We start from the raw sequence: 26,866 nt of genomic DNA on the forward strand, positions 1-26,866 counted from the left end.
GATCGCTCGCGCCGCCAGTCTTGCATTGCGTGTCATCGAGACATTTCACGGGACGCGAACGGTCAAGACCTCGGGCCGATGGAAACAAGACGGGCAGGGGCGCTCTGGCTTAGACCATGCGGCATAGATGCAGTAAGGAATGGACCGCCATGACCGATACCCTCCCGCGCCTTCGCACAACGCCTTTCCGCGACGATATCAATTTCGGTGCGGTGATCCATGACGTCGATCTCGCCAGCGCCGACGAGGATACGCTGAAAGCCGTGGTCGACGAGTTCCATCATTCGGGTGCGATCCTGCTGCGCGGCCAGTCGATGGAACCGGGCGACCTGGTGCGTTTCGTCTCGATGTTCGGCGAGGCCGAGGATCACACGAACAAGGCTTTCGTGATGGACGGGTTCGAGAAGATCTACATCCTCTCGAACCGCATCGGCAGTCACCGCGATGGCGTGGGCTGGCACACCGACTATTCCTACAAGGAAGAACCGGTGATGTGCACCATGCTCTACAGCGTGGAAGTGCCCGAGGAAGGCGGCCAGACGATGCTGGCGGACATGGTCGCGGCCTATGACGCGCTTCCGGCGGAGCGTCAGGAAGAACTCCAGAAGCTGACCCTGCATCACAGCTGGGAGCACTTCATGGTGCATCGCCTCGAAGCCAAGATGGAACTGACGCCCGAACTGCTGGCCGAGAACCCCGACGTGATCCACCCGCTGATCCGCACGCACCCGGCAGACGGCCGCAAGGCGCTGTGGGTCTCGACCGGCACCGTCAAGAAGATCATCGGTCAGGACGATCCCGAGGATCTGGCGCTGCTCGACGAACTGGTCGAGTTCGGCACGCAGGACAAGTTCGTCTACACGCATGACTGGCAGGTCGGCGACGTGCTGATGTGGGACAACCGCTGCACGCTGCACACCGGCACCGGCTTCGACGACACCAAGTATTACCGCACCATGCACCGCCTGTGGGTGAAGGGCGACAAGCCCTACTGAGCCTTATGGACTGAGGGCGAGAAGCCCTTGGGGATCGCACGAAAATGAAGGCCGGGTAGCGGGATGCTGTCCGGCCTTCGTCTGTCTGGGGCGGCGAGATCGTCGGCATGTTCGACAAGCGCTGTGAGGAAGGCCTCGCGCGCGGCATGGGCAAAGGGATTGTCGCAGGCTATGGCACGGGCAACATCGGGCGCGTCGCCGCAGACCATCGCGCTTGCTTCCGCCAGCAGGTCGAAGCTGCGGGTGGAGAAGCGCCCCGGCGCCAGATCGAGCCGCGCGAAGGCCCCTGCGATCAGGTGGACGAGGCCTTGCGTCATCGCCATCTCGCGGTCGTGTGCCTCCGGTGTCGAGAGTAGCGTGCGCAACCCCAGCACCCGGCGCAGGAACGCGGCGATGCGCCCATGCCGACGGCCCCGCAGCGGGCACAGCACGATGCGATGGCCGGCAAGACCCTCCCGCGCGCTCTGCGGGCCGAACAGCGGATGGGTCGCCAGTACGTCGACATGCGCAGGCAGTTCACGCAGCATCGCCTCGGCGGGAAGCACTTTCACCGAGCCTACATCGACCACCAGCGTACCGGGGCGCAAGTGCGGGGCGATCGTGCGACATACCTCGCCAATGGCGCGGACCGGCACGGCGAGGATCACCACGTCGCAGGCGGCGGCTTCTTGCGGAGAGGCTTGCGGGTTCGCCGGATCGACGATGCGCAAGTCGCAATGGTTGCGAAGATGAGTGGCGATCAGGCGACCGAACGCGCCATAGCCGAACAGGCCGAGAGTGGGGCGGGCGCGTGAGGGAGAAGGCGAACTCGGCATGATGCTATGACCTCTGGAAAAGAGCGTCGCGCGGGCCGGGAGATCATCTTTCTGGAAAGGTCAACCGCCGGTCACGCGGCGGTTGAAGGATGACAAGGAACCCACCGCCGATCAGCGGCGGTAATAGGACTTCACGAAAGGAAGGGTGCTTGCCATGCCGTTTGGGTAATCTGCGGCGCAGGCCCTGTCAATCCGCGCTCCGCCCGCCCCCGCCCCCGCCCGCGCCGCCGCGCCGGTGCTCGCGCGGGCTCAGGCCATAGCGGGAGCGGAACGCGCGCGAGAAGTGCGCGGCATCGTTGAAGCCCCAGCGAAAGGCGATTTCGGAAACCGAGAGCTGGGCATGCAGCGGGCTGATAAGATCGGCATGGCACCGCGCCAGCCGCCGCTCGCGCAGCACTTGCGCGAAGTTCAGATCCTGCGCGGAGAGCAGCCGCCGCAGATAGCGCGGCGAAATCCCGGCATCCTGCGCCAGCGCGCTCATCGTCAGGTCGCTCTGGCCAAGCAGCGTTTCGAGGCGTTGCAGGATGCGCTGGAGCAGCGCCGCACGCGCGCCGTCCGCGCCGCCGCGCGCCTGCTGCCCGCCCTGTGCGGCCAGGGTGGCGACGAGGAACTCGATCGCGGACAATTCGATCGGGCGCAGCGCTTCGGCGTCGAGATCGTCGAGCCGCTCGCCCACGGCGGCCAGCATCGCGCGGAACACCGCCGCGCTGCCGAGGCTCGCATCTATTCCCAGCAGGGGGGCGCCGGGCGGGGCGAGCAGGCGCGGGGCTACGGCAATGGCGGGAAACTGCACGAGGAGCAGGCGGTAACGGTCTGAAAACGAAAGGCTGGACGCCACGCGGTTGACGCCGAGCACAAGCTGCGCGGGGCCGATCTCCAGCGCGATGCCCGGACCGGAAAGCTGAGCCTCGCCTTCCAGCACGACCGCCAGCCACAAGCCTTCGGCCTGCTGCTCGGATCGCCCTTCGATAGTCAGGGCGTCGGATTCCAGCCGGGCGAAGTGCAGCCCGATGGGGGACTGGAGCACGGTGACAGTCCCCGCCATCGGTGCATCCTGCAGCGGGCGCACCAAGGGCAGGCGCAGCCGTGCCATCGCATCGACCCACGCGGCGGTGCGCTCGTGTTCGGGAAGGTCTGTCGTGTCGAGCCGCCAGGCCGGGCTTTCACCCGTCACCCGGCGGCTGTCGTCTCCGGACGGGCTCAACCTGCCAGCACGCCGACCTTCGGTTCGACCGGAAGCGGGGCTGGCGTTGCCGAGCCGCCGTCGCGCGCTTCGAGGTAGCGCTTGACCAGCCACTTGTTGAACTGGACTTGCGCGCCTTCCTGCCAGGAATAGCGGCCACGCGGGGCGAAGCGCGAGCGCAGGCCGACCTGTACCAGCTCGTCGACGTGGAAATCCTGCGCGATGATGTGCGAGGTGGCGCGCATGTTCATGTCGAGCTTGTGCTCGAACGTGGGGTCCGCCATCGCGCCGGGGGCGAACAGCAGGCCGGTGTCCATCTCCAGCGATTCCGGGCCGTTGGGGCGCAGGATCAGGTAGATCACCATGTCGCTGGTCATGACGAGGCTGAGCGAGGGCGGCACGTTGGCGAAGGTGAAGCGGTTGCGCGCTTCTTCCGACAGGCCGGGGAACACCGGCAGCACCGCGCGCTGGGTGGCATTGAAGCTGGCGTCCTTGTGGAGCGTGCCGTTGTAGCGCAGGAACCCGGCATCGGCGGGATCGCTCTCGGGGAACTCGGCCTTGCCCGAAGGCACGAAGTCATGCAGCGGCCCGGCGTGCAGGCGGCTGGCATGATAACCGTCGTTGTTGTTCTCGAACATCACCTTCCAGTTCCACGGATGGACATCCGCAGGGCCGGGGCGGGGGCCTTCCGCATTGGCGAGATCGTATCCGGCGATGGCCTTTTCCACGTCGGCAAGGCGCGGCGCGAGCGGGGCGGCGTTCTGGTCGAAGTTGATGAAGATGAAGCCCAGCCACAGTTCCACCTTGAAGCGCGGCAGGCTGTTGGCGGCCTTGTCGAAATTGCAGGTCTTGCTCATCGCGGGCGCGGCGACGAGGCGACCGTCGAGTGCATAGCTCCAGTGGTGGTAGGGGCACAGGAAGCCACGGGCATTGCCGCTGCCTTCGGCCACCAGCATCGCGCGGTGCTGGCACACGGCGGACATCGCCGCGATCTCTCCGGCCTGCGTGCGCGAGACGATCACCGGCTCGCCCACCATGCTGGTGGTGAAGAAGTCGCCCGGATTGGGGATGAACGATTCGCGGCCCACGCACAGCCACTCGCGCATATAGAGCGCGTCCTTTTCGAACTCGTAGAAATCGGCGCCGGTGTAGCACTCCGGCGGCAGGGTGCAGGCGGTATCGATCTCCTGCGCCGAAGCGGCGAGCGAATCGAAGAAACTGTTTGGCATGCGGCCGCCGTTGGTTGCTGAGGTCATGGCGAAAGTCCCTTGTGGTGCCGTGTCGGCTTGATCCTATGACCCGGATGCTATCGTGAAGCGGGCTTGCGGTCTTGATCGGCTGGACCCCCAAACTTGCCCGCGTGCGCCTCCCGCCCGGCGAACGGCGCCAAGCAAAACGGCACTGGAGATCAAGCCTTGCGGGGCGCGCCGATGGCAGAGATGAACCATCGTTTCCAACGGGAGAGTGCCTGCATGAGTGTCGTCGTCTTCGGATCGCTCAACCACGATACGGCGCTGCGCCTGCCCGCGCGAATGGCCTGGGGCAGACGCTGCTGACCACCGGGGCCGATATGGCGGTGGGTGGCAAGGGGCTCAATCAGGCGGTGGCCGCCGCGCGCTTCGGGGCCGGGACGCGCATGGCAGGAGCGATCGGTGACGATGCCGAAGGCGCGATGCTCCGGGCTGCGCTGGTGGCCGAGGGTGTCGATGTCTCCGCGCTCGATGTGCTTGCCGACGTGCCGAGCGGGCGGGCGACGATCCTGATCGAACCGGCGGGTGAGAACATGATCGCCGTCGTGCCCGGCGCTAACCTGCGCGCTCGGCCCGAAGCGGCATGGCAGGCGATCGACGCCGAAACGCGTGTGCTGCTGGCCCAGAACGAAGTGGACATCGCCGAGATGGAGCGATTGTTCGCCAGCGATCGCGCGGCGGGCCTCACGCGGATTCTCAACGCCGCGCCAGCGGTGCCGGAGGCCGCGCGGCTGTTCCCGCTGGTCGACGTGCTGATCGTCAACCAGAGCGAGTGCGCGGACTTCCTCGGCCTAGACAGCGAACCGCAGGGTGTCGAGGATCTGGACGTGGTGCGGCGGTTGCTGACCCGCGCCGGTCAGTCGGTGGTGGTGACACTGGGGGCAGGCGGCAGCGCGCTGGTGACGCACGAGGATATCGTGTTCGCACCGGCCTTCGCAGCGCCCGAAGTGGTCGATACCAGCGGTGCGGGAGACTGCTTCTGCGGCGTGCTGGCCGCGTGCATCGATCTGGGGATCGGAATGGAAGCGGCGCTGCGTTACGCCAACGCGGCGGCATCGCTTTCGGTGGGCTGCAAGGGCGCGGCGCCCTCGATGCCAATACGCGCGGACGTGGACGCGCTGGTGGGGTGAGGCCAGCCCTTGCGCGGGAGGCTAACCTCTCGCGCAAGGGCAGCTCTCTTCAGGCGCTGGCGGCGAGCGCGAGGCGGTTGCTCATGTCAAGCTCGCGGGCATTGGAAGGCTCTTCGCGGGCTGCCACTTTACCCAGGCCGGGGAGGAAAAACAGCAGCAGCATCGCCGCGCCGAGCACGCCGCAGATGGCGAGGGCGGAATGGGCGTAGGAGCCGCTGGCATCGAAGCTCATGTCCATCAGCGCGGGCGTTGCTCCCTGCGCGATGATGACGGCGGAATACATCGCGCCGATGATGGTGCCATAGCTGCGCAGCCCGAAGTAGCGCGAGGCGAAGTAGGGCAGAGCGGCATATTCGGCGCCCATGCCGATGCCCAGCAGCACGCCTGCCGCGCTCGTCTCCATCATGCCCTTGCCGAATTCCAGCAGCAGCAGCCCGGCGATGGCCGAGGCGAACATCGGCACGATCAGCAGCGGGCTGCGCACCTTGTCGAGCAGGGCGCCGGTGACGATCTGCCAGCTGGCGGTGACGAGCGCGAAGATCGCGATCACGCCGGTCGCTTCGGCAAGGCCAAAGCCGCGATCGGTCATCATCGGCACGACGTGGGTGAACACGGCGGTCATGCCTCCCGCCCCGGCTGCAACCGCGATCAGCATGATCCAGAAGCGCGGCGTGCCTGCCGCCTCTCGCAAGGACATGCCGGTGGCCGGAGTCGCCGGGCTTTCGCTGTCGATGGTGCCTTCGGGGCATCGCGCAGGAAGGCGATCAGGACAGGCGCCCCCAGCGCCAGCACGATCAGGCCGAGCACCGCATACGTATCGCGCCAGCCGATCATCGGCAGCAGGATGCCCGCGACGATCGGCAGCAGGGTGGCGCCGAGGCCATTGCCAAGCCCTGCGGTGAGGCCGAGCATCAGGCCACGCCGTCCGTCGAACCAGTTGGAGACGACCTTCGAGATCATCGGCGTCGCGCAGGTCGCACCGGCAAGGCCCATCAGCGCGAACTGGAGGTAGAACAGCGTGGTGTTCGCCGGGACGCGCGAGAGCAGCAAAATCAGCACGCCCAGTGCAAGGTTGCCGCCGATCAGCAGGGGCCTCGCGCCGATGCGGTCGATCGCGCGGCCGATCAGCGGATAGGCGACGGCGGAGACTAGCGCGATCAGGCCCAGCGTGCCGGAAACCTGCGCGCGCGGCCAGCCGAAGTCCTGCGCGATCGGCACGAGGAACGTGCCGAAGGTCGCGCTGATGGCGGCGGTCAGGCATACGGTATTGCCGACAGTGGCAGCGATCGCGACTTTGGTGGCGTTGGCCGAAGTGGGGGCCGAAGCGGGGGCCGAAGAGGCGCGGCTGGCGGGGCGTGATGTCATGGCAGGTCTCCTGCGTGTCCTTGACCATGATTAAATGCCGGGAAGGGCCGTTATCCCAAGCGATTCCTCGGTTTTCCAAGTTTTCGAGCGCGCACGATCAAGTCATGGGACTTGCGCCGGAGCGCCTGTTTGCCGAAAATCCGGGCGTAGACAGAACGGGTCGGCGCGACATGCCTCGCGCCTTTCAATCCAAGCGACAGGACGACATTGCCATGACCGTCGATACGGCGAGCGACACCGCTGCAACCCAGACCGTAACCAAGATGCCCAGCTTCTTCATTCCGCACGGTGGCGGCCCCTGCTTCTTCATGGACTGGTCGGTCATGGGAGGCCCTGCCGACACCTGGGACAAGACGGCCGCGTGGCTGCGCGGTTTGCTCGACACGCTGCCCGAGCGGCCCAAGGCGTTCCTGATCATCTCGGGCCACTGGGAAGAGGCGGTGTTCACCGTCTCCACCGCCGAGACGCCGGGATGATCTACGATTACTACGGCTTCCCGCCGCATACCTACGAGTTGAAGTACCCGGCACCGGGCGCGCCAGAACTGGCGAACCGTGTCGCCGGATTGCTGGCGGACGCCGGGCTGCCGGTGAAGATCGACCCGGCACGCGGCTATGACCACGGCGTGTTCGTGCCGTTCCTGCTGATCGAGCCGGAAGCCTCGATCCCGGTCGTCACCCTCTCGCTCAAGTCCGACCTCGATCCGGCAGAGCATATCGCGGCAGGCAAGGCGCTGGCGGCCCTGCGCGAGGAAGGCGTGATGATCGTCGGCTCGGGCATGAGCTTCCACAACATGCGCGCGTTCCGCACGCCTGCGGCCAAGCAGCCCTCGGCGATCTTCGATGCCTGGCTGACCGATACGCTGACCTCTTCGCCCGAGCAGCGCGAGACCATGCTGGCCCGCTGGGCGGAAGCTCCCGCCGGTCGCGCCTCGCACCCGCGCGAGGAACACCTGCTGCCGCTGATGGTGGCGGTGGGCGCCGGTGCCGGAGAGGTGGGCACGCGCGTCTTCACCGATAACGTCATGATGGCGGATGTCTCCGCCTATCGCTTCGGCTGAACCGCCGGTCACGCGCGCTTCGCAGATGGAAGCGCGCGTGACCGGCATGCTGAAAGGCCCGCCGCCGTCCGGTACTCCTCCCGGTCGGCGGCGGGCCTTCTTTTTGTTATGCCCTGACCGTCGTCATCCCTGCGAAGGCGGCAATGACGACATGGGGAGGCAAGGAAAGAGCGTTCAGGCCTCCTCGAACGCGATCGAGAGCGAGACGTCCTTCCAGTCCGCCATCTGCTGGCCCACGAAGGCGTGCTGGTCTTCGGCATAGTGCAGCGCGTCCGCACCCAGGAACAGATGCAGCGGCGGCTCGGGTGCGTCGAGCGCCTTCAGGATCGCGGCGGCGGCGCGGACCGGATCGCCCTTTTCCTGCCCCGCGCCTGCGGTCAGCATCCGACGCGCGACATGGGCGGTTTCGTCGTAATCGGGGATCACCGCTTCCGAAAGGGCAAGCCCGCCCGCCGCGAAGTCGGTACGCAGGCCGCCGGGGGCGACGTTCATCACCTTGATGCCGAGCGGGCCGACCTCCTGCGCCAAAGTCTGACCGATGCATTCGAAAGCATACTTGCTGGCGCCGTAAATACCGGTGCCCGCCCAGGGCGCATGGCCGCTGACCGAGGTGACATTGATGATATGTCCCGCCTTGCGCGCCCGCATCGCGGGCAGGGCCGCGCGGATCACCCGCAAGGGCGCGAAGACATTGACGTCGAACAGCGCCTGCGCCTCCTCCAGCGAGACTTCCTCGATCGCGCCGAGCATGCCGTAGCCCGCGTTGTTGACCAGCACGTCGATGCCGCCGGTCAGAGCTTCGGCTTCGGCGATGGCGGCGATGATGGCGGCCTCGTCCTTGAGGTCCAGCGCGATCAGATGCGCGCGGCCGGGGCGAGGGCGAGGAATTCGGCATCCTCGCTGCGGCGGCTGGTGCCGACGACGGTATCGCCGCGCGCGAGCGCTGCCTTCGCCAGTTCGCGGCCAAGGCCGTTGCCGATGCCGGTGATGAGCCAGGTGGTCATGAAACGTGTCTCCCGTGACGAGCTTGTCGTGCAAAAGGCTAGGCGAGCGAATGCGTGCGATCTTGCCTCATCCGCCTGCATTTGTTGTAGACGGGCGCATGGTGCAACAAGGCCTTGCGCAACAGAACGGGCGTTTCGAGTCAAGAAGCGCGCCTGCGAAGGCTTATGCTGTCAGACCAGAAAGCCGGATGCCCCGAGGGAGATCACGATGACCCAGTTTGAACAGACCCCCTTCGGGATGCCGTCCGACCACGGCGGCAAGGATCTTGGCATCTTCCTGCCGGTCGCCAACGGAGGCTGGATTCTCTCGAAAAACAAGCCCGAACTGGACGGCTCCTATGCCTACAACCGCCAGTGTGCGGTGCTGGCCGAGGCAGCCGGGCTGGACTTCGTGATGTCGATGTCGAAGTTTCGCGGCTACGGCGGCGAGACCCAGCACTGGGAGCATTCGCTCGATCCGGTGGTGCTGATGGCGGCGCTGGCCGAAGTGACCAGCAAGGTGAAGGTCTGGACCACGATCCACACCATCCTCCAGAACCCCGCCGTCGTCGCCAAGATGATGGCGACGCTCGATCAGGTGTCGAAGGGGCGTGCGGGCCTCAATGTCGTGACCGGATCGTACAAAGGCGAGTTCTCGCAGATGGGCGCCTGGCCCGACGATGTCGACCATGATGGCCGTTACGACCTCGCGCAGGAATGGATCAGCGCGATCAAGCGGCTGTGGACCGAGGATTCGGTGACGATGAACGGCAAGTACTTCCAGCTGGAAGACTGCCATTCCTGGCCCAAGCCTGAAAAGCGCCCGTTCCTCGTCTGCGCCGGTTCCTCGAAGAAGGGCATGCGCTTCACCTCCAAGGAGATGGACGCGATCTTCCTGTCGGGCGCCGATGCGAAGTCCCTGGGCGAGGCGAGCCGTGCCGCCAAGGCCGATGCCGCCGAGCTGGGCCGCGCGGTGCGGACCTATTCGATGATGACGGTGGTGTTCGGCGAAACCGACGAGGCCGCGCAGGCACAGGCCGGGCACTTCCGCGAAGGACTCGACGAAGAGGCGCTGCATGGCATGATGCGCGCTTACGGCTTCCTCGATGCCGAGATCGGCAAGGAGAACGATTTCACCCGCAAGGCGCGCTCCACCTTCATGACGTCGGCGGCGCTCGGCACGCCCGAAAGCGTGATCGAGCAGCTCACCGAACTGTTCGAGCAGGCGGAAACCGACGGCCTGATGCTGATTTTCCCGGACTATCACACGGGCATTCCGATCTTCGGCGAAAAGGTGCTCCCGGTGCTGCGCGAGCGGTTCCCCGGACGCGTCAACGTGCCGAGCCACGGCTGAGGCACAGCGAATGACGGACCTCACCATCGCCTCGGTCGAGAGCCTGCCGCATGTCGCGGGCGCGGACCTGCCGCCGATGCTCGATCCGGCGCGCACCGCGCTCGTCATCGTCGACATTCAGGTGGACTTTGCCGCGCCCGAGGGCCTGATCGGCTCGTTCGGTGTCGATCTGGCACCTGCGCATGCCGCCATCGACCGGATCGAGCCGATGATCGCGGCAGCCCGCAAGGCCGGGGCGAGCATCGCCTTCCTGCGCGTCGTCACCCGGCCCGACAGTGACAGTCGCGCGCTCAAGCTGCTGATGGAGCGGCGCGGCGAAGCGGGCGGCGAGGCGATCTGCCGCGCAGGCTCGGGCGGTGAGGATTACTGGCGCCTGTTCCCCGAGAGCGGCGATATCGAGATCGAGAAGCTGCTGTTCGATGCGTTCTCGGGCACCGATTTCGATGCGCAGCTGAAAGCGCGCGGGATCGATACCGTGGTGATGACCGGCATTACGACCGAGTGCTGTGTTGACTGTACGGCACGCACCGCGTTCCATCTTGGCTACAACGTGTTCCTAGCCAGCGATGCCTGCGCCGCTTACGAACCGGCGCTGCATGCAGGCACGCTCGACGTGCTGCGCAAGAACATCGGCCTGCTGACCACCAGCGCCGATGTGATCGCGGCGTGGCGTTAGTTTGAGATGCGGCACCGGCCCGCGCCCCCACCCACCACCCGACGTTAGTAGTCTAAGGGTGGTGGGTGGGGGCGCGGGCCGGTGCCGCCTATCCGCGAGAGCGGATCAAAGGAGTAATCATGACCCAGCCTTTCGCCGATGCCGCCCTTGCGCCCTACACGGTCAGCGAGGAGGAGTGCGCTGCCATCGCAGCCGCAATCGACACCGACGAACTGGTCGAACTGGCGCTGACTTTGGGTAATATCCCCAGCCGCTCGCGCGAGGAACTGGCGGCGGCGATGCATGTGCATGACTGGATGAAGGCGGAGGGCTTCCGCCCGCGTCTGGTCGGCGCCACGCCCGAGCGGCCCAATGTGATCGGAGAATACGGCGGGCAGGGCATTCCGGTACACGGCGGCGGCGCGAACCTGCTGTTCACCGCGCATCTCGATACCGAGAGCCCCAGCGGCATCGCGGAACATGACAGGTTCCGCTACCGCGAGAGCACGCTGGCGGACCCGGAATGGTCGAAGTGCTGGCTCGACGAGGAAGGACGCCTGCGCGGCTATCCGGTCAGCAACGATCGCGGGCCGATGTCGTGCTTCCTGATCGCCACCAAGGCGCTGAAGAAGGCCGGGATCGCGCTCGCGGGCAAAACCTGGATCACCGCCTGTCCCGGCGAGATCGGTCCCGAGCCGATCGAGGAATTCTCCGGCATCGCTTATAACGGCAAGGACATTGGCGCGCATTACCTGTTCCATCACGGCGGGGTCGCGCCGGACTATGCGATCGCGGCGGAAGGCACCGACTTTGGCCTGACCTGGCAGGGTTGCGGCTATGCGTTGTTCAAGGTCTCGATCTTCGGGCAGGGCATGTTCACCCCGATCCTGGACGCGCCCGAGTTCGCCGCCGAGCATCCCAATCCGATCTATCGCCTGGGCGCGGTAATCGACGCGCTCCACGCCTGGGGGCAGGACTGGGAGCGCGAGAGTGTTATGGAGACGCTGAGCGGCGCGATCCATCCCAAGGTCCAGATCGCCTCGGTGCGCGGCGGCATGCCGATCGACTTCGGTGCAGGCACCGAAGTCTGCGCGCTCTATATCGAGGTTTCGCTCAGCCCCCGTCGTAAGGCGGCCGAGGCGATGCACGGGATTACCGCCGCCATGCGCGGGCTCGACCTTGCAGGCTTCGAGGTGGAGCCGGTGGTCGTGCGCCACGGCTTCGAGGCGAACCCTGCCGAAGTCGCGCCGCTGGTCGGTGCCGTCGCCGCCGCAACGCAACTGACGCGGGGCGAGGAACTGCAGCCCGCGCATCCGGTCTATTCCAGCATGTGGCGCGATCACAACGTGTTCAACATGCACCGCATTCCCGCCGTCACCACCGGCATGCCGCGCTGGCGTCCGACCGGAGCCGATCTTGCCTCCAGCGCGCTCGTCTATGCGCTGACGATGCTGGCGATCTGCGGGCGGGCGGAAGGTGGCCCCGCCAGTGACGGGCCGACCAGCGTCTATGGCGACAACGAGTCCCCGTTCTGATCGGACAGTTCTGAAACGGGGCGCTCCGGTTTTACGAACCGGGCGGTACTGAAAGAGGTCTTGTCGCCGTCACGAGCGCTCGATAGACCCTTGCGCCAAGGCCGCCATGTCAATCCGAGCGGCCATATCGGGTGCAGGGTGCACAGACACACCGGGATGATCAGCGCTTGCGCATAACGACCAATGTCTACCCCAAGGAGCAGCGCCGGGATGCCTGGCGGTTCGCGCTCAAGCGCCTGTCGATCACGCTCGACGAGGTGGACGAGGCGACGCTTTATGGCGAGCTGATCCAGTTCCGCTCGGGCACCGACATCGCCTTTACCCGCGTGACCGGCACCGCGCAGAGCTGGTCGGTCGATTTCCGCGACCAGCCTGCCACCTACTGGCTGGTCATGGTGCTCGATGGGCAGGCCAGCGTGCGCGACGGCACGCAGACCCTGACGATGGGCGATGGCGATATCATCTGCGGCAAGGGCGACACGCCGGTCCACTTCGCGTTCTCGGGAGACAATCGCAGCCTTGTCGTGCAGGTGCCGCACAGCGAGATCAGCCAGCGCCTGAAAGGGCCGATCGGCAGTGCCCCGCGCAAGATTGCTACCGACGGCGGCGCGGCGCGCGTGTTCGGTGGAATGCTGCGCTCGCTGGCCGACGCGATCAGCGATATCACGCCCGATCAGGCCCGCCCGGTCGAACTGGCGTTCCCCGAATTTCTTGTCACGGCACTGCTCGACAATGCCCCGCCCAAGGCGATGGGCGGTGCGGCAGGCATGCGTGCGGCGCTGCTGGAGCGCATTTTCCAGACCATCGAGATCCGCCTGTCGGACCCCAATCTCAACTACCAGATGGTCGCCGCCGAGCATGGCATTTCGCCGCGCTATCTCCAGAAGCTGTTCGAATCGATCAACGACAGCTTCGGCCACTACGTGAAGGTGCGCCGTCTCGAACGCTGCCGTCTGGACTTGCGCAGCCCGCTCCACGTCCAGAAGTCGATCTCGGATATCCTGTTCGAATGGGGCTTCAACGACAGCGCCTCGTTCAGCCGCGCCTTTCGCGAGCAGTACTGCATCTCTCCGCGCGAATATCGCAAGGCGCCTGCCGAAGCACTCGAAGAGACCAAGACCCTGCGCCGTGGCAGGCCCGCCCGTCGCGCCAGCGCGGCGCGGGAGGACGATGGTCTGCCCGCCGACGATGGCCTCGATGCGGTGGAGGATATCGCCGATGAAGCGACGGCTCCGGCGCCCGATGCCGTGCCCACGCGCCTGCCCGTGCATCCTGCGGCCAGCCGTCACCATGTGCTGCCTGCGACGCCCGAGAACGTCCACTGGGGCTACTTCAGCCGCAACCTGAAACCGGCGCTGACCGTGTGTTCGGGCGATTTCGTCACGATCGAGACGCTGACGCACCACGCCAACGACGATCCCGAGCGCATGGTCGAGGGCGATCCCGGCGTCGAGAGCGTCTATCACTGGGACGAGCACGGCAAGACCATCGAGCGGCGCGGCGCGGGGCCGATGGACGCCTCCGCTTTCGGGCGCGGCGCGGGCGAGGGCTTCGGCGTGCATATCTGCACCGGCCCCATCGCCATCGACGGCGCGATGCCGGGCGATCTGGTCGAAGTGCGCGTGCTCGATCTCAAGCCCCGGCCCAGCGGCAACTCGCGCTATGCGGGCAAGTCGTTCGGATCGAACGCGGCAACCTACTGGGGTTTCCATTTTCAGGACCTGCTCACCGAACCGCGCATGCGCGAGGTTGTGACGATCTACGAGGTCGAAGCCGCAGGCGGGCGCATCCCGACCGCCCACGCGGTCTATTCCTATCGCTGGACACCGCAGACCGACCCTTCGGGCGTGGTCCACGAGCGCTACGACTATCCCGGCGTGCCGGTCGATCCCGACACCATCGAGCGCAACTACGATATCCTGCGCGATGTCGAAATCCCGATCCGCCCGCATTTCGGGGTGATCGCGGTGGCGCCCGCGCACAGCGGTCTGGTCGACTCGGTGCCGCCCGCCTCGTTCGGCGGCAATCTCGACAACTGGCGCACCGGCCCCGGCTCACGCATCTTCCTGCCGGTGCAGGTGGCAGGCGCGCTGCTGTCGCTCGGCGATCCCCATGCCTCGCAAGGCGACAGCGAACTGTGCGGCACCGCCATCGAGTGTTCGATGACCGGGCTGATCCAGATCGTCCATCACCGCGCGGCGGATCTGACCGGGCCGTTACGCGATGTCGATTATCCGCTGATCGAGACCGATACTGAATGGGTGGTGATGGGCTTCAGCCATCCCGACTACCTCAAGGAACTGGGCGACGATGCGCAGAGCGAGGTCTACAAGCAAAGCTCGCTCGATGCCGCCATGCGCGATGCCTTCCGCAAGGCCCGCCGCTTCCTGATGACCACCAAGCAACTGACGGAGGACGAGGCGATCTCGCTCCTGTCAGTCGGCGTGGATTTCGGGGTAAGTCAGGTGGTGAACGGCAACTACGGCGTCCACGCGGTGATCCGCAAGGCGCTGTTCACGGGGTGATGGAGGTTGCTGGCGGAGAAGTCCGCGCATCTGGATTCCCGCCCTTCGGCTGGCCGGCAGACCGGCCGCTCAGGATAAACTGCCCAATAGGGCAGGCGGGAATCCAGTCAGCGTAACGTCCAGAAGCCCCGCGAATGCGACCCGAAGGGCTTTGTCTCTGACGCGTCAGAACGGGCGGTCTCCCGCCACAGTCACGCGGTAGCCTGAGCGGACGTCGGGGAAATAGTCCCACGTCGCGAAGTGCTGGGTGCAGCGGTTGTCCCAGAAGGCGATAGAGTGCTTCTGCCAGCGGAAGCGAACCTGGAAGTTCGGGTTCTTCACATGCTGGAACAGGTATTCGAGCACGGCCTTGCTCTCGCCCGGCTCCAGCTCGGCGATCTTGGTGGTGTACGAGGAATTGACGAAGAGCAGCTTGCGCCCGGTCTCGGGATGGGTGCGGATCACCGGATGGGTGTTGCACGGATAAGTGCGCGGATCGTCGGGAAACAGCGCCTTGTAGACCGGGTTCGCGTCATGCACGGCGGTCAGTGGATCGAGGAACGCCTTCATCGCCGGGGATAGCGCCTCATAGGCATCGTACATGCTGGCGAACAGCGTATCGCCGCCGTCGGACGGCAGCGTGTGCATGTAGAGAATCGAGCCCAGCGGCGGCTCCTCGTTGCATGACAGGTCAGAGTGCCAGTCCTCGCCCGCCACGAACTTGCTGTTTTCATCGGCGTGGATCGCGACGATTTCCGGGTAGCCGTCAATGCCCTTGACCGCCGAATGGATCGCCAGCGGGCCGAAGGCGGCACCGAAGGCCTTGTGCGCGTCGTGGTCGATCTGCTGATCGCGGAAGAAGATCACCTGATGGCGCAGCAGCGCCTCGCGTACTTCGGCATAGGTCTGGTTGCCGAGCGGGCGGGTCAGGTCGACGCCGAAGATCTCCGCGCCGATGCGGCGGGTCATGGGGCGCACTTCGATCGTTTCGTATTCCACGCTTTCCTCGTCCTCTTCAGAGGTTTTCCCGCGACGGGGGCTGGGAACCCGTCGCGGGAAATCTTGTAGCTTATGCAGGGTCCTTGAACACGCCCTTCTCGGGGAAGATGCGGCGTTCGATCTTGCAGTGGATGCCCTGCGTGCCATCGACGACCTGCGTCACGCCGAAGTCGGCGGCGACGCTCATCAGTGAATAGCCGTCATGGCGCGAAAGGCCCTGATGTTCGGTCAGCAGGTGGAGCATGTCCACCGAGGCGCACTTCATCGCCTGATCGAGGTCCTCGCCGAAGCCATGGACGATCCAGTAGTCGGGCGTTTCCAGCAGCGGCGAGGGGAACTGGAAGTCCTTGCGCACGATGATCTGGAACAGCACGTCGAGCGAAGCCTCGATGGCGGTGCCGCTGATCTCGCCGTCGCCCTGGCTGATGTGGGGATCGCCGATCGAGAACAGGCCGCCCTTGACCTGCACCGGGTAGAACATCGTCGCGCCTGCGCCGATGCGCCAGTTGTCGATGTTGCCGCCGTGAAGGCCGGGCGGAATGGTGCTGACCGGCTCGTTGACGGCAGGCGCCACGCCTGCAGTGCCCAGGTGCGGGCGCGCAGGCACGGTGATGCCGGGAAGCGCGGGCGAACGGTCGCACGTCGGGCACTGGGTGATGCGCCCCGGCGCGCCGTACTTGCCTTCGATGTCATAGGCATAGAGCGCGCTGGCGGTGTTGGCGACGGGATCGAGCTTGTAGATCGTGACGCGCTCGGTTTCGCCGAACTCCTTGTAAAGGTGCCCCCATTCGGCCTGCAGGTTGGAGCCGTAGTTGAAGCGCGGCGTCATCTGGAAATAGCGCACTTCCAGCATGTCACCGGGTTCTGCACCCTCGACATAGATCGGCCCGGTCATGATGTGGCAGCCCGGCGCGCGGGTGGCGGGATCGACCTCGGTGAAGATGCGGCGGATGTCGTCGTCGAACATCAGATCCGGATCGTCGCCCGCATGGTGGGTGACGGCCTGCGCCATCACGAGGTCGCCGCTCTTGACCTTGAGCGCAGGCGGAACTTCCGGCGAGAAGTAGCCCCAGTGGATCGTCTCGGGCGTTGCCCGCAGGTGATGCAGCGCGCTCGGCTTCACAGCTTCGCGAAGCGGAGCGGCAGGGGATGCGGGGGAAAGGCTGGACGTGGCCATCTGAACTCCTGTGGGCGGACACCGGGGCGGCCTGTGCAGAATCTGCAGGCCGCTCTACCCCCGTTAGGTGCCGTTCTGTGTCGCGTGTGCTTGTGGCGATGTCAGGCTATGCGAAGCGCGTTTCCGGTCTTGCGGGCGCGCGCACAACAAGTTGTCATGCGCGCTCCATCGGGCGGGTTTCGCGCTTGCCGACGCCCTTATTCGCGGGTGAAATCGGCGGGGATCTGCGGGTTCTCACCGGCCTTGATCCACAGCAGGATCTCGTTGCCCCACGGATCGGCGAAGGCGGCGTTGTAGCCGTTGAACTCGGCCCAGTAATGGTTGCGCCACAGGACCTTGCCGCCCAGCTTCTCGGCGGTGGACAGGATGCGCTCGGGATCGTCGTCATCGCTTACCAGCACCCAGATGCGCGCCTTGCGGCCATCGGTGGAGAGCGTGCGCGGTTCCACGCCTTCGGGATTGGGGTGGGGGCGTGCATTCTTCGCGTCGAACACGCCGAAGTGCAGGTTGCCGATCTGGCTGTTGGTGCCGTCCTTGTGCTGGAAGAAGCCGCCGGGGACCATGCGGTGATAGATGCCGTGTGGGCGGGCGTCGTTCTCCCAGCCGAAGACTTCGGCGTAGAATTCCCCTGCGGCGGCGGGATCGTCGGTGGCGAAATCGACGAAGATCAGAGTGTTGGTCATCGCGAGCGGTGTCCCTTTGCTGGCGTTGCGGTGCTGCTTTGGCCTAGCTCAGCCGGGCAGAGCGCTCGCGCCCGGTCGCGCATGAACTGTTGATCGCCAGCGCGTGGGGGGATGCAAAAAAAGCCCGGCACAAACGGCCGGGCCATCGGGGATTCGTTGCAGGTTTTTGGACGGTTATTCGGCCGCGATCATCGTTGAGGACAGCGCTTCGCCAAGGCTTTCGCCGTCCGCCGGTGCATCGGCGTTTACCCGCTTCGGTGCGCGCAGGAACAGCAGCGCAGCGATCATGGTGATGCCGAGCAGGATGGCGAAGACCAGCAGCGCCGGAGCATAGCTGCCGGTCACGTCGGCCACGCGCCCTGCGCCCACCGGGCCAAGCACGGCGACAGTGGTCGCGGTGGTGGCCATGGCAACCATGTCACCTGCGATGCGTGGTCCGAAGTAGCGCAGGATCAGGATGTGCGCCGAGAGCCACGCCAGGCCCCAGCCAAGCCCGAAAACCATGGCCGCGCCGGTCGCCACAAGGTCGGACCCGGTGGCCCAGAGCGCCAGCATCGCGCAAGTCTGCACGCCGAGGCCGACCACCAGGATGGCCTTGGGATCGACCTTCTCGCAAATCGAGCCGGTAACGCCCTTGGCACCTGCACCGGCCAGCGCGATCAGGCTCATCGCCAGCGCGCCGCGGCTGCCGCTGCCGTCAAGGTGTGCGATATGCGTCACCAGCAGCGAATGCAGCGAGGTTACGGCCATCTGCACGACCGTGATGATCGTTGCGATGAGCAGGAAGGCCGGGCTGCGCAGCGCCATTCGGACCGTCCAGGCCGAGGGTCTGTGAGCAGGAGCGTCAGAGGCGGCAGCGGTTTCGTCTTCAACGCGGCGGTCGCGCACGCACAGCAGGCAGACAAGCGCCAGCAGCAGAGAGCCGACGCCCATGATCGACCAGTTGAGGCGCCAGTCCCCGGTCGCGGTGAAGATCGCATTGACGATCTGCGGACCGGCGATACCGCCCGCGGCGCCGAACATGAAGTAGAAGCCGATCATCCGGTCGGATTTTGTACCGTACCAGTTTGCCAGCAGATCGACCGCAGGAGCGGGGGCCACCAGCGAGAAACCCACGCCCATCAGGGTCGTCGCGACATAGAACAGCGCAAGGCTGTGGACCGAGGCGGCGATGAAGAAGCCCGCTGACAGGACGAGACTTCCCGCCACCATGGTCAGGCGTGAACCGATCGTCTTCATCAGTACCGGCACAAGCGGGCTGCCAAGGCCGCAGGCAAGGCCCAGCAGCGAGAAGCTGAAGCCCGCCGCTGCCTGCGACCAGCCCAGCTGCGGTGCCATGGTGTACAGCTCATACCCCAGCGAGGTGAATGTCGTCGCGGTCACGAAGAAGAAGCCCAGCGAGGCCGCGAACATCACGAGTGTCGAACGGGGCATGGAAACTCCTGGAAAGGGCTGCGGGCCGAGCATGGCATTACGTGGCGTGAATCGCCTCATGTTGCAATTGCACAATCTCATGCAAGGCGTGCGTGCTCTTGATGGGGCGCGCCGCAAGACTTGACGGCGCGCGCGGCAGGGGCCGGCAAAGAAACTGCTACACACCTGATAGAATACCAAATTTTCACTGGCATGCCGGAAGTTGTAAGCGCATGTAAATGGCGCGCCGTATCAGAACGCTGGCGGCGGGTGGGGGTGTTCATGACGTTGAAAAAGTACCGCATGCTGGGCGCAGTTTCGGCAGGATCGCTGGCGGTGTTGGCAGGCATGGCAGCGCTGGTTCCGGCGCAGGCTCAGGCAGCGGAACCGGGACAGCCGAAAGCCTGTCAGATTGGCATTATCGCCGACCTTCCCGTGACGATGGAGGGCTTGCGTGCTTCGGTGCCGGTCAAGATCAACGGCAGCGATTATCGCTTCTGGCTGGATAGCGGTGCCTTCTTCAGCTTCATGCCTCTGGCCAAGGCGAAGGAACTCAGTTTACCGCTGTCCGATCTCCCCTACTGGTTCCGGATGGTCGGCGTGGGCGGATCGACGAGTGCGCAAGTGGCCACGGCGAAATCGTTCACGATCGCCGCGAACGATGTGAAGAATGTGCAGTTCATCGTCGGCGGCAGCGATACCGGCAATGCCCTGCTGGGGCGCAACCTTCTGGCAATTGCCGATACCGAATTCGATCTGGCGCATGGATCGGTCAAGCTTATCTATCCCAAGGGCTGCGATCACACGCTGATGACCTACTGGGACAAGAGCGGCTCCTATTTCGCAGTGCCGCTCCTGCCGGGGGACGACCCGCACGATCACGAGTTCGGGATGCCGGTCACGATCAATGGCGCCAAGCTGAAGGCGGAATACGATTCCGGCTCGCCAACCTCGGTCATCAGCAAGGATGCCGCGATCAAGGCCGGAATCGACCTGAACGGCCCCAGTGTGCGTCCGGTCTCGGGCATCGGCGGCATCGGTCGGCATCTGAACGGCGGGTGGATGGTGACGGTGGACAACGTCTCGATCGGTAACGAGCAGATCCTGCGATCGCGCATCATGGTGATCGATGGTCCGATCGTGGCCGGAGGCGATGGTCCGGACATGTTGCTGGGCGCGGATTACATGCTGGCCCATCACATCTACGTCGCCCGGCGGCAGAAGCAGATCTATTTCACCTATACCGGCGGGAAACCGTTTCAGGGAGACGGTGTCGCAGCGAGCGACAAGCCGCTGGCGCTGCCGACCGGCACACACCGGGTCGATGCGCTCGACAATGCTACCGCGCCGACCACGGCGGACGGTTTTGCACGGCGCGGGGCGGCGAGACTTTCCCAGCGCGATCTGGACGGCGGGATCGCCGATCTCTCCGATGCGATCCGTCTCGCGCCGGCGAATGCGGCCTACTACAAAGCCCGCGCCGATGCCTATTCCGATCAGGACAAGAGCGATCTCGCCGAAAGGGATTATGCCAAGGCGCTGGAGCTTGACCCGACCGATGCCGATCTGCTGGTGCGCAGGGGCTTCTCGCGGATGGCCGAGGGCGATCATGCCGGCGCGCTCGCAGATGCGCAGGCGGCCGCGAAAGTAACGCATTCGGCTTCGCTGGATGCGGCCACGCTTGCCACGCTGTTCCAGGAGCTGGGGCAGCCGCTTCGGGCAATCACCATGTTGAACGATGTGATCGAGTACCATCGCAATGACTCCCGCCTGCAGGGGCTGCTCAACAATCGCTGCTGGGCGCGGGCTCTGGCCAATGTCGAACTCGACAAGGCGCTGGACGATTGCAACACGGCGGTGAAACGGAGCGGCGGAGCGCCTTCGATTCTGGATAGCCGCGCGCTGGTCTATTTCCGCATGGGGCAATACGCCAAGGCCGAGGCCGATTATAACGCGGTGCTCGACAAGCAGCCCAAGGAAGCCTGGTCGCTTTACATGCGCGGGCTGACGCGTGAGCGGGAGGGCCGAAAGGCGGAGGGCGAGGCAGACGTGAAGGCAGCGATCGCGCTCGAACCCAAGGTGGCCAATCGTGCGAAGAAGTTTGCGATCACAGGCTGATGCGGCTCGATAATCGCTGATGGAAAAAGAGGGGCATGACGGCAAGAGTCGTCATGCCCCTCAGGCACCGTCAAGAACGGTGAGGGTTCTTCAAGGGGCTGCCTCGGGCGCCGGGACGATGTCGGGGCCGATCATCTGTTCGAGGCTCAGCGCATTTCGGTGCCGCGGTGATTTTTCGATGCGTACTTTGCCGCGAAAATACGTCTCAGGTCTTGCTGCCCAGCGAATAAGTCCTTGAGTTTGACTGCGCCTTCGCCGTTGTCCGGGAAAGTCTGCACAGCGTGGCAATGGCGTCAATACGTGACGCTGGCATGGCGCACTTCAGTTTGATGACAGCCTGTCACAAATCAGTCGTAAAACACGTGTAACCGCTCGGAGGACTCGCCGGGAAAGGGGGCCGCAGGGCCACAAAATCGCGATCGGCAGGGTGCATTCCATGAAGGACACATGATGAACCGTCGTATGATTCTCGCGCTTGGCGCCGTGGCAATGGTCAGCGGTCTTTCCGGCTGTGGCGGCAAGTCCGGCGCGGCGAATGCGCTGAACGGCGCGGGCGCGACGTTCCCGGCTCCGGTCTATGCCAAGTGGGCGGAGACCTATCGTTCGGCCAAGAGCGTCGCGGTGAACTATCAGGCGATCGGTTCGGGCGGCGGCATCAAGCAGATCGAGGCCAAGACCGTCGATTTCGGCGCTTCGGACAAGCCGCTCAAGCCCGAAGAGCTTGAAAAGAACGGCCTCTACCAGTTCCCGACCGTGATCGGCGGCGTGGTGCCGGTGATCAACCTGCCGGGCATCAAGCCGGGGCAGGTCAGGCTGACCGGCCAGGCGCTGGCGGACATCTTCCAGGGCAAGGTCAAGACGTGGAACGATCCCGAGATCGCCTCGCTCAATGCCGGTGTCGCGCTGCCCAAGCTGCCGATCACCGTCGTTCACCGCTCGGACGGTTCGGGCACTTCGTTCATGTTCACCTCCTACCTCGCTTCGCAGAGCGCGGGCTGGAAGTCGGCGGTGGGCGCCAGCGATACCGTGAACTGGCCGACCGGCCTTGGCGGCAAGGGTAACGACGGCGTTTCGGCTTTCGTGCAGCAGACCGTGGGCGCCATCGGCTATGTCGAATATGCCTATGCCAAGCAGAACGGCGCGACTTATGCGCTGCTGCGCAACCAGGCGGGCAACTATCCGGCGCCGACCGCCGATGCCTTTGCCGCTGCGGCAGCGGGTGCGGACTGGAGCAAGGCGCCCGGCAACTACATCATGCTGATCGATCAGCCGGGGCAGGACACCTGGCCGATCAGCGGCGCGACCTTCATCCTGATGCACAAGCAGCCCAAGGATGCCGCGCGCGCCAAGGCGGTGCTGGCCTTCTTCGACTGGGCCTATACCTCGGGTGACGATACCGCGAAGAAGCTCGATTACGTGCCGCTGCCGGATTCGGTGAAGGCCATGGTGCGCCAGCAGTGGCAGACCAGCATTGTCGCCAATGGCAAGCCGGTCTACACCCGGCGGCCAAGTAAGCCTTGAAGGATGATCCCGGTCATCGCACCGGGGTCTTGCCTTTCCCGACAAGTTCCAAGACGTTGCCGAACAGGGCCATCGCGATGACTGCCACGACACAAGGCCGGGTGGCCCCCGGCAACCTTGCCGAGACGGTATTCCGGATCGCCTGCGCCAGCGCGGCGACGCTGCTGCTGGCAGCGCTCGCGGGCGTGATCGTCAGCCTCGCCATCGGCGGCTGGCCGGTGCTTTCCACCTTCGGCTTCGGGTTCCTGACCTCCAGCGAATGGAATCCCGTAACTGACGTCTATGGCGCGGCCGGGCCGATCGTCGGCACGCTGATCACGGCGTTTCTGGCGCTGATCCTTGCGCTGCCGCTGGCGCTGGGCGTCTCGCTGTTCCTCGTCGAGTTCTGCCCGCCCGCGCTGGCGCGACCGGTGGCCGTCGCGGTCGAACTGCTCGCCGGCATTCCCTCGATCGTCTACGGCATGTGGGGCCTGTTCGTCTTCGCTCCGTGGTTTGCCGCGCATGTGCAGGTGCCGCTGCTGCTCGCCGCAGGCGATGACACATGGTGGGGCAAGCTGGTGCAGGGCGTGCCCAACGGCGCGAATATCTTCACCGCCAGCGTGATCCTGGCGATCATGATCCTGCCCTACATGTCCTCGGTGTTCCGCGAGCTGTTCCTGACCGTCCCGGCAACCCTGCGCGAGGCCGCCTATGGCCTTGGCTGCACGCCGTTCGAGACGGCGCGCTCGGTGCTGATCCCTTACGTGCGCCGCTCGATGATCGGTGTCGTCATGCTGGGGCTGGGCCGCGCGCTGGGCGAGACGATGGCGGTGACGTTCATCATCGGCAATGCGCACGGTTTTCCGCATTCCATGTTCGACAGCGGCTCGACGCTCGCCTCGACCATCGCCAACGAATTCGCCGAGGCGACCGGCGCGCTGCACGGCGCTGCCTTGATGGCGCTGGGCCTCGTGCTGTTCTGCATCACCTTCGGCGTTCTCGCGATTGCCCGCCTGCTGATCGGGGAGAAGGCGGCATGAGCAAGTCCGCTTCACGCTTGTCCGCCGCCCAATCGCCGCGTGCCCGCCGCCGCCGTATCGTCAGCGGCGTGTTCGCAGGCGCCTGCGTGCTCGCCACGCTGGTGGCGCTCGCCGCGCTGGCGCTGATCCTGTGGGAACTGGTAGCCAGAGGCGTTCCGGCGCTCTCGCTCGACCTGTTCACGGTGGACCAGCCTGCACCCGGCTCGCTCGGCGGCTTGCGTAATGCCATCGTCGGCTCGATCGAGATGTGTGCGCTGGGCATGGTCATCGCGCTGGTCGTCGGCGTGCTGGCGGGCACCTGGCTTGCCGAATATGGCCGCAAGGGCCGCCTCGCCACGGTGGTTCGCTTCTTCAACGACGTGCTGCTCGCCGCGCCCTCGATCCTTGTCGGCCTGTTCGTCTACGAGATCATGGTCGCGCCGTTCGGCGGGTTCTCCGGCTATGCGGGCGCCGTTGCCCTGGCTTTCCTGGCGACGCCCATCGTCGTGCGCACGACCGAGGACATGCTCTCGCTCCAGCCCGATGCGCTGCGCGAGGCCGGCATGGCGCTGGGCGCCGGGCGCGGCTTCGTGATCCGCACGGTGATCTGGCGCGCGGCAGGACCGGGTATCCTGACCGGCGGCCTGCTGGCGCTGGCCCGCATCTCGGGCGAGACCGCGCCGCTGCTGTTCACTTCGCTGGGCAACCAGTTCCTCGCCGCCAACCCGTCGGACCCGATGGCGAGCCTGCCCACTACCATCTTCCAGTTTGCCCTGTCGGCCTTCCCCGACTGGCAGCAACTTGCCTGGGCAGGCGCGCTGCTGATCGCGCTCGCCGTGCTCCTCGCCAATATCGCGGGCCGCCTGATCGGCAGCCGGAGACACAGACCATGATGATCCCCACCGTGACCCAGTCGCCCATTCCCGGCCTTGAGGAGGACGAGGGCGTCTCCATCGTCCCGCCGCCTGCCGAGCAGCTGCACCTCGAAGTGCGCGACCTCGATTTCTACTACGGTCAGGCCAAGGCGTTGCACGGCGTCGGCCTGCCGGTCGCGCGCAACAAGATCACTGCGCTTATCGGGCCTTCGGGCTGCGGCAAGTCCACGCTGCTGCGCACGATCAACCGCATGCACGAGTTGTATCCCGGCCAGCGCGCCGAAGGCCAGATACTGCTCGAAGGCGAGGATCTGCTGCACGACATGCGCGCGGCGGACGTTCGCGCGCGTGTTGGCATGGTGTTCCAGAAGCCGACGCCGTTCCCGATGTCGATCTACGACAACATTGCTTTCGGCGTGCGTCTCTACCGCAAGGTGGGCCGCGCCGAGATGGACGAGGTGGTCGAGCGCGCCTTGACCCGTGCGGCGTTGTGGAACGAGGTGAAGGACAAGCTGCACAGTTCCGGCCTTGGCCTGTCCGGCGGCCAGCAGCAGCGCCTGTGCGTTGCCCGCGCCATCGCGGTGGAACCCGAAGTCCTGCTGCTCGACGAGCCCGCCTCGGCGCTCGATCCGGTGTCCACCGCGCGCCTCGAAGAGACGCTGGAGGAACTCTCGGCCAGCCTGACGGTGGTGATCGTCACCCACAACCTGCAGCAGGCCGCGCGCCTCTCGCATCACACCGGCTTCATGTACCTTGGCCGGATGATCGAGTTCGCGCCGACCGAGACGCTGTTCGCAAAGCCCCGGCTCAAGCGCACCAGCAACTACATCACCGGTCGTTTCGGCTGACCGGGAAGGGGAGCCGTTTCGGCTCCCCGCCTCCCTCAGACCTCGACGGCGCGGCGTTGGTGGCCCGCTTCGCCGAAGACCCGCAGATAGCGTGCGATCTCGGCAGGTTTGCCGGTAGCCTTGGCCGGGTTGTCCGACAGCTTGACGGCGGGGCGCCCGTTGGCGCTCGTCACCTTGCAGACCAGCGAGATCGGCTCCAGATCGTGGGCGCCGTCCGGGTCGCAATCGCGGAAGTCGTTGGTGAGGTTGGTGCCCCAGCCAAAGCTCATGCGCACCCGGCCGTGGAAGTGGCGATAGACCTGCTCGATCGAGCCGACGTCCATTCCGTCCGAGAAGATCAGCAGCTTGCCCGCCGGATCGCGGCCCTGTGACTGCCACCAGCGGATGATCTGCTCGCCCGCCTCGATCGGCGGGGCGCTGTCGGGGCGGAAGCCGGTCCAGTCGGCCACCCATTCAGGCGCGTCGCGCAGAAATGCGGCGCTGCCGAAGGCATCGGGCAGGGCGATCAGCAGGTTGCCGCCATAGTGCTGCTGCCATTCGCGCAGCACCTTGTAGGGCGCAGCGGCGAGTTCCTCGTCGGTTTCGGCAAGCGCTGCGGCCACCATCGGCAGTTCGTGGGCATTGGTGCCGATGGCTTCGAGATCGGCATCCATGGCGAGCAGCACGTTCGAGGTGCCGATGAAGCGGTCACCGAGGCCTTCCTTCAGCGCCTCCACGCACCAGCGCTGCCACAGGAAGCCGTGGCGACGGCGGGTGCCGAAGTCGGAAAGGCGCAGATCCGGCAGTTCGCGCAGGCGTTCCACCTTCTCCCACAGCTTGGCCTTGGCGCGGGCATAGAGCACGTCGAGCGCGAAACGGCCCTTGTCGCGCATCGCCGCGCGCGAACGCAGCTCGTTGATGATGGCCAGCGCCGGGATCTCCCACATCGAGGTATGCGTCCACGGGCCGTCGAAGTGCAGTTCGAACTGGCCATCGACCTTGCGCAACTCGTAGTCGGGCAGGCGGAAGGTGCTGAGCCATTCGATGAAGTCCGGCGCGAACATCTGCTTGTTGCCGTAGAAGCTGTTGCCCGCCAGCCAGATCAGTTCCTTCTTGGTGAACCGCAGCGAGCGCGCGAAATCGAGCTGGGCGCGCAGTTCGCCCTCGTCGATCACGTCGGCCAGACGCACTTCGGTCGAGCGGTTGATGACCGAGAAGGTGGCCTGCGTATCGGGGTGCAGATGGCGGATCATCTGCAACATCAGCAGCTTGTAGAAGTCGGTATCGAGCAGACTGCGGACGATGGGATCGAGGCGGAAATTGTGATTGTGCGTACGCGTCGCGATATCGGTGACTGCCATGATCGGCCCGGCCTGCTCCCTTTTGAACCTGAACGGTTTACTTGTGAGGCGCGCGTGGCCATGTC

21 protein-coding genes and 2 pseudogenes are annotated in these 26,866 nt (G+C 65.6%); 12 read left to right on the plus strand and 11 right to left on the minus strand.

Features of this window, described 5'->3' with window-relative positions; all coding sequences use genetic code 11:
• The first annotated feature begins 149 nt into the window (after positions 1-149).
• Positions 150-995, plus strand: coding sequence for a TauD/TfdA dioxygenase family protein (locus CI805_RS07475; RefSeq protein WP_260927674.1), 846 nt, complete (start codon positions 150-152; stop codon positions 993-995).
• On the opposite strand, the gene CI805_RS07480 is transcribed toward CI805_RS07475, so the two are convergent.
• The 3 genes from CI805_RS07480 to CI805_RS07490 form a co-directional block, all read right to left on the minus strand.
• Entirely contained in the window at positions 989-1,810 is an 822-nt protein-coding gene (locus CI805_RS07480) for a prephenate dehydrogenase (RefSeq protein ID WP_260927676.1), read from the minus strand. The genes CI805_RS07475 and CI805_RS07480 overlap by 7 nt on opposite strands.
• A 187-nt stretch (positions 1,811-1,997) precedes the next feature.
• Positions 1,998-3,014: a helix-turn-helix domain-containing protein gene (locus CI805_RS07485; RefSeq protein ID WP_260927678.1), complete on the minus strand. Its 1,017-nt coding sequence runs from the start codon at positions 3,012-3,014 to the stop codon at positions 1,998-2,000.
• The gene (locus CI805_RS07490; RefSeq protein ID WP_260927680.1) at positions 3,011-4,249 is read right to left on the minus strand and encodes an aromatic ring-hydroxylating oxygenase subunit alpha; all 1,239 of its coding nucleotides are present in this window, start codon (positions 4,247-4,249) and stop codon (positions 3,011-3,013) included. Before CI805_RS07490 ends, CI805_RS07485 begins: the two co-directional genes overlap by 4 nt.
• Positions 4,250-4,563: 314 nt before the next feature.
• On the opposite strand from CI805_RS07490, the gene CI805_RS07495 reads away from it, so the two are divergent.
• Positions 4,564-5,373 carry a ribokinase gene (locus CI805_RS07495; RefSeq protein WP_260927681.1) on the plus strand — a complete coding sequence of 270 codons (810 nt, stop codon included), beginning with the start codon at positions 4,564-4,566 and terminating at the stop codon, positions 5,371-5,373.
• Positions 5,374-5,422: 49 nt separating this feature from the next.
• Here CI805_RS07495 and CI805_RS07500 read toward each other — a convergent pair.
• A pseudogene (locus tag CI805_RS07500) lies at positions 5,423-6,738 on the minus strand (MFS transporter).
• Between the two features lie 212 nt (positions 6,739-6,950).
• On the opposite strand from CI805_RS07500, the pseudogene CI805_RS07505 reads away from it, so the two are divergent.
• Positions 6,951-7,798, plus strand: a pseudogene (locus CI805_RS07505) (DODA-type extradiol aromatic ring-opening family dioxygenase).
• 174 nt (positions 7,799-7,972) lie between these two features.
• Here the strand turns inward: CI805_RS07505 and CI805_RS07510 are convergent.
• Positions 7,973-8,686 (minus strand): SDR family NAD(P)-dependent oxidoreductase, encoded by a 714-nt coding sequence (locus CI805_RS07510; protein ID WP_313958544.1) that lies wholly within the window; start codon positions 8,684-8,686, stop codon positions 7,973-7,975.
• Positions 8,653-8,802 (minus strand): hypothetical protein, encoded by a 150-nt coding sequence (locus tag CI805_RS20850; protein ID WP_313958552.1) that lies wholly within the window; start codon positions 8,800-8,802, stop codon positions 8,653-8,655. The genes CI805_RS07510 and CI805_RS20850 overlap by 34 nt, the downstream gene beginning before the upstream one ends.
• Positions 8,803-9,010: 208 nt before the next feature.
• Here CI805_RS20850 and CI805_RS07515 point away from each other — a divergent pair, with 208 nt between their 5' ends.
• The 4 genes from CI805_RS07515 (at position 9,011) to CI805_RS07530 (ending at position 14,850) form a co-directional block, all read left to right on the plus strand.
• Positions 9,011-10,135: an LLM class flavin-dependent oxidoreductase gene (locus tag CI805_RS07515; protein WP_260927682.1), complete on the plus strand. Its 1,125-nt coding sequence runs from the start codon at positions 9,011-9,013 to the stop codon at positions 10,133-10,135.
• Between the two features lie 10 nt (positions 10,136-10,145).
• The gene (locus CI805_RS07520; RefSeq protein ID WP_260927684.1) at positions 10,146-10,811 is read left to right on the plus strand and encodes a cysteine hydrolase family protein; all 666 of its coding nucleotides are present in this window, start codon (positions 10,146-10,148) and stop codon (positions 10,809-10,811) included.
• Between the two features lie 119 nt (positions 10,812-10,930).
• On the plus strand, positions 10,931-12,325 hold the full coding sequence (locus CI805_RS07525; RefSeq protein ID WP_260927686.1) for a peptidase M20: 1,395 nt from the start codon (positions 10,931-10,933) through the stop codon (positions 12,323-12,325).
• Between the two features lie 167 nt (positions 12,326-12,492).
• Positions 12,493-14,850, plus strand: coding sequence for an acetamidase/formamidase family protein (locus CI805_RS07530; protein WP_260927687.1), 2,358 nt, complete (start codon positions 12,493-12,495; stop codon positions 14,848-14,850).
• 165 nt (positions 14,851-15,015) lie between these two features.
• On the opposite strand, the gene CI805_RS07535 is transcribed toward CI805_RS07530, so the two are convergent.
• The 4 genes from CI805_RS07535 to CI805_RS07550 form a co-directional block, all read right to left on the minus strand.
• Positions 15,016-15,828: a TauD/TfdA dioxygenase family protein gene (locus CI805_RS07535; protein ID WP_260921462.1), complete on the minus strand. Its 813-nt coding sequence runs from the start codon at positions 15,826-15,828 to the stop codon at positions 15,016-15,018.
• Between the two features lie 70 nt (positions 15,829-15,898).
• Positions 15,899-17,005, minus strand: a complete 1,107-nt coding sequence (locus CI805_RS07540) for an acetamidase/formamidase family protein (RefSeq protein WP_260921463.1) — start codon at positions 17,003-17,005, stop codon at positions 15,899-15,901.
• A 197-nt stretch (positions 17,006-17,202) separates the two neighbouring features.
• Positions 17,203-17,688 (minus strand): VOC family protein, encoded by a 486-nt coding sequence (locus tag CI805_RS07545; RefSeq protein WP_260921464.1) that lies wholly within the window; start codon positions 17,686-17,688, stop codon positions 17,203-17,205.
• Between the two features lie 174 nt (positions 17,689-17,862).
• A complete protein-coding gene (locus CI805_RS07550) occupies positions 17,863-19,122 on the minus strand; it encodes a CynX/NimT family MFS transporter (protein ID WP_260921466.1) in 1,260 nt (419 codons plus the stop codon).
• 192 nt (positions 19,123-19,314) lie between these two features.
• Between CI805_RS07550 and CI805_RS07555 the strand changes: the two genes are divergently transcribed.
• The 5 genes from CI805_RS07555 (at position 19,315) to pstB (ending at position 25,461) form a co-directional block, all read left to right on the plus strand.
• Entirely contained in the window at positions 19,315-21,219 is a 1,905-nt protein-coding gene (locus CI805_RS07555; RefSeq protein ID WP_260921468.1) for an aspartyl protease family protein, read from the plus strand.
• 450 nt (positions 21,220-21,669) lie between these two features.
• Positions 21,670-22,740, plus strand: coding sequence for a phosphate ABC transporter substrate-binding protein PstS (gene pstS, locus CI805_RS07560; protein WP_260921479.1), 1,071 nt, complete (start codon positions 21,670-21,672; stop codon positions 22,738-22,740).
• A gap of 77 nt (positions 22,741-22,817) precedes the next feature.
• A complete protein-coding gene (gene pstC, locus CI805_RS07565; RefSeq protein WP_260921480.1) occupies positions 22,818-23,759 on the plus strand; it encodes a phosphate ABC transporter permease subunit PstC in 942 nt (313 codons plus the stop codon).
• Entirely contained in the window at positions 23,756-24,631 is an 876-nt protein-coding gene (gene pstA, locus CI805_RS07570; protein WP_260921481.1) for a phosphate ABC transporter permease PstA, read from the plus strand. The genes pstC and pstA overlap by 4 nt, the downstream gene beginning before the upstream one ends.
• Positions 24,631-25,461 (plus strand): phosphate ABC transporter ATP-binding protein PstB, encoded by an 831-nt coding sequence (gene pstB, locus CI805_RS07575; RefSeq protein ID WP_260927853.1) that lies wholly within the window; start codon positions 24,631-24,633, stop codon positions 25,459-25,461. Before pstA ends, pstB begins: the two co-directional genes overlap by 1 nt.
• A gap of 35 nt (positions 25,462-25,496) precedes the next feature.
• Here pstB and pncB read toward each other — a convergent pair whose 3' ends face one another.
• Positions 25,497-26,801: a nicotinate phosphoribosyltransferase gene (gene pncB, locus CI805_RS07580; RefSeq protein ID WP_260921482.1), complete on the minus strand. Its 1,305-nt coding sequence runs from the start codon at positions 26,799-26,801 to the stop codon at positions 25,497-25,499.
• Between the last annotated feature and the right edge of the window lie 65 nt (positions 26,802-26,866).

The sequence above is a fragment of the Novosphingobium sp. 9 genome (assembly GCF_025340265.1).
GTDB lineage: Bacteria > Pseudomonadota > Alphaproteobacteria > Sphingomonadales > Sphingomonadaceae > Novosphingobium.

Bases quoted from the DNA above. Each gene is read 5' to 3' on its own strand.
- CI805_RS07475 (WP_260927674.1), top strand. From the start codon at position 150: ATGACCGATACCCTCCCGCGCCTTCGCACAACGCCTTTCCGCGACGAT.
- CI805_RS07480 (WP_260927676.1), bottom strand. From the start codon at position 1,810: ATGCCGAGTTCGCCTTCTCCCTCACGCGCCCGCCCCACTCTCGGCCTG.
- CI805_RS07490 (WP_260927680.1), bottom strand. From the start codon at position 4,249: ATGACCTCAGCAACCAACGGCGGCCGCATGCCAAACAGTTTCTTCGAT.
- CI805_RS07495 (WP_260927681.1), top strand. From the start codon at position 4,564: ATGGCGGTGGGTGGCAAGGGGCTCAATCAGGCGGTGGCCGCCGCGCGC.
- CI805_RS20850 (WP_313958552.1), bottom strand. From the start codon at position 8,802: ATGACCACCTGGCTCATCACCGGCATCGGCAACGGCCTTGGCCGCGAA.
- CI805_RS07515 (WP_260927682.1), top strand. From the start codon at position 9,011: ATGACCCAGTTTGAACAGACCCCCTTCGGGATGCCGTCCGACCACGGC.
- CI805_RS07520 (WP_260927684.1), top strand. From the start codon at position 10,146: ATGACGGACCTCACCATCGCCTCGGTCGAGAGCCTGCCGCATGTCGCG.
- CI805_RS07525 (WP_260927686.1), top strand. From the start codon at position 10,931: ATGACCCAGCCTTTCGCCGATGCCGCCCTTGCGCCCTACACGGTCAGC.
- CI805_RS07540 (WP_260921463.1), bottom strand. From the start codon at position 17,005: ATGGCCACGTCCAGCCTTTCCCCCGCATCCCCTGCCGCTCCGCTTCGC.
- CI805_RS07545 (WP_260921464.1), bottom strand. From the start codon at position 17,688: ATGACCAACACTCTGATCTTCGTCGATTTCGCCACCGACGATCCCGCC.
- CI805_RS07550 (WP_260921466.1), bottom strand. From the start codon at position 19,122: ATGCCCCGTTCGACACTCGTGATGTTCGCGGCCTCGCTGGGCTTCTTC.
- CI805_RS07555 (WP_260921468.1), top strand. From the start codon at position 19,315: ATGCCGGAAGTTGTAAGCGCATGTAAATGGCGCGCCGTATCAGAACGC.
- pstS (WP_260921479.1), top strand. From the start codon at position 21,670: ATGAACCGTCGTATGATTCTCGCGCTTGGCGCCGTGGCAATGGTCAGC.
- pstC (WP_260921480.1), top strand. From the start codon at position 22,818: ATGACTGCCACGACACAAGGCCGGGTGGCCCCCGGCAACCTTGCCGAG.
- pstA (WP_260921481.1), top strand. From the start codon at position 23,756: ATGAGCAAGTCCGCTTCACGCTTGTCCGCCGCCCAATCGCCGCGTGCC.
- pstB (WP_260927853.1), top strand. From the start codon at position 24,631: ATGATCCCCACCGTGACCCAGTCGCCCATTCCCGGCCTTGAGGAGGAC.
- pncB (WP_260921482.1), bottom strand. From the start codon at position 26,801: ATGGCAGTCACCGATATCGCGACGCGTACGCACAATCACAATTTCCGC.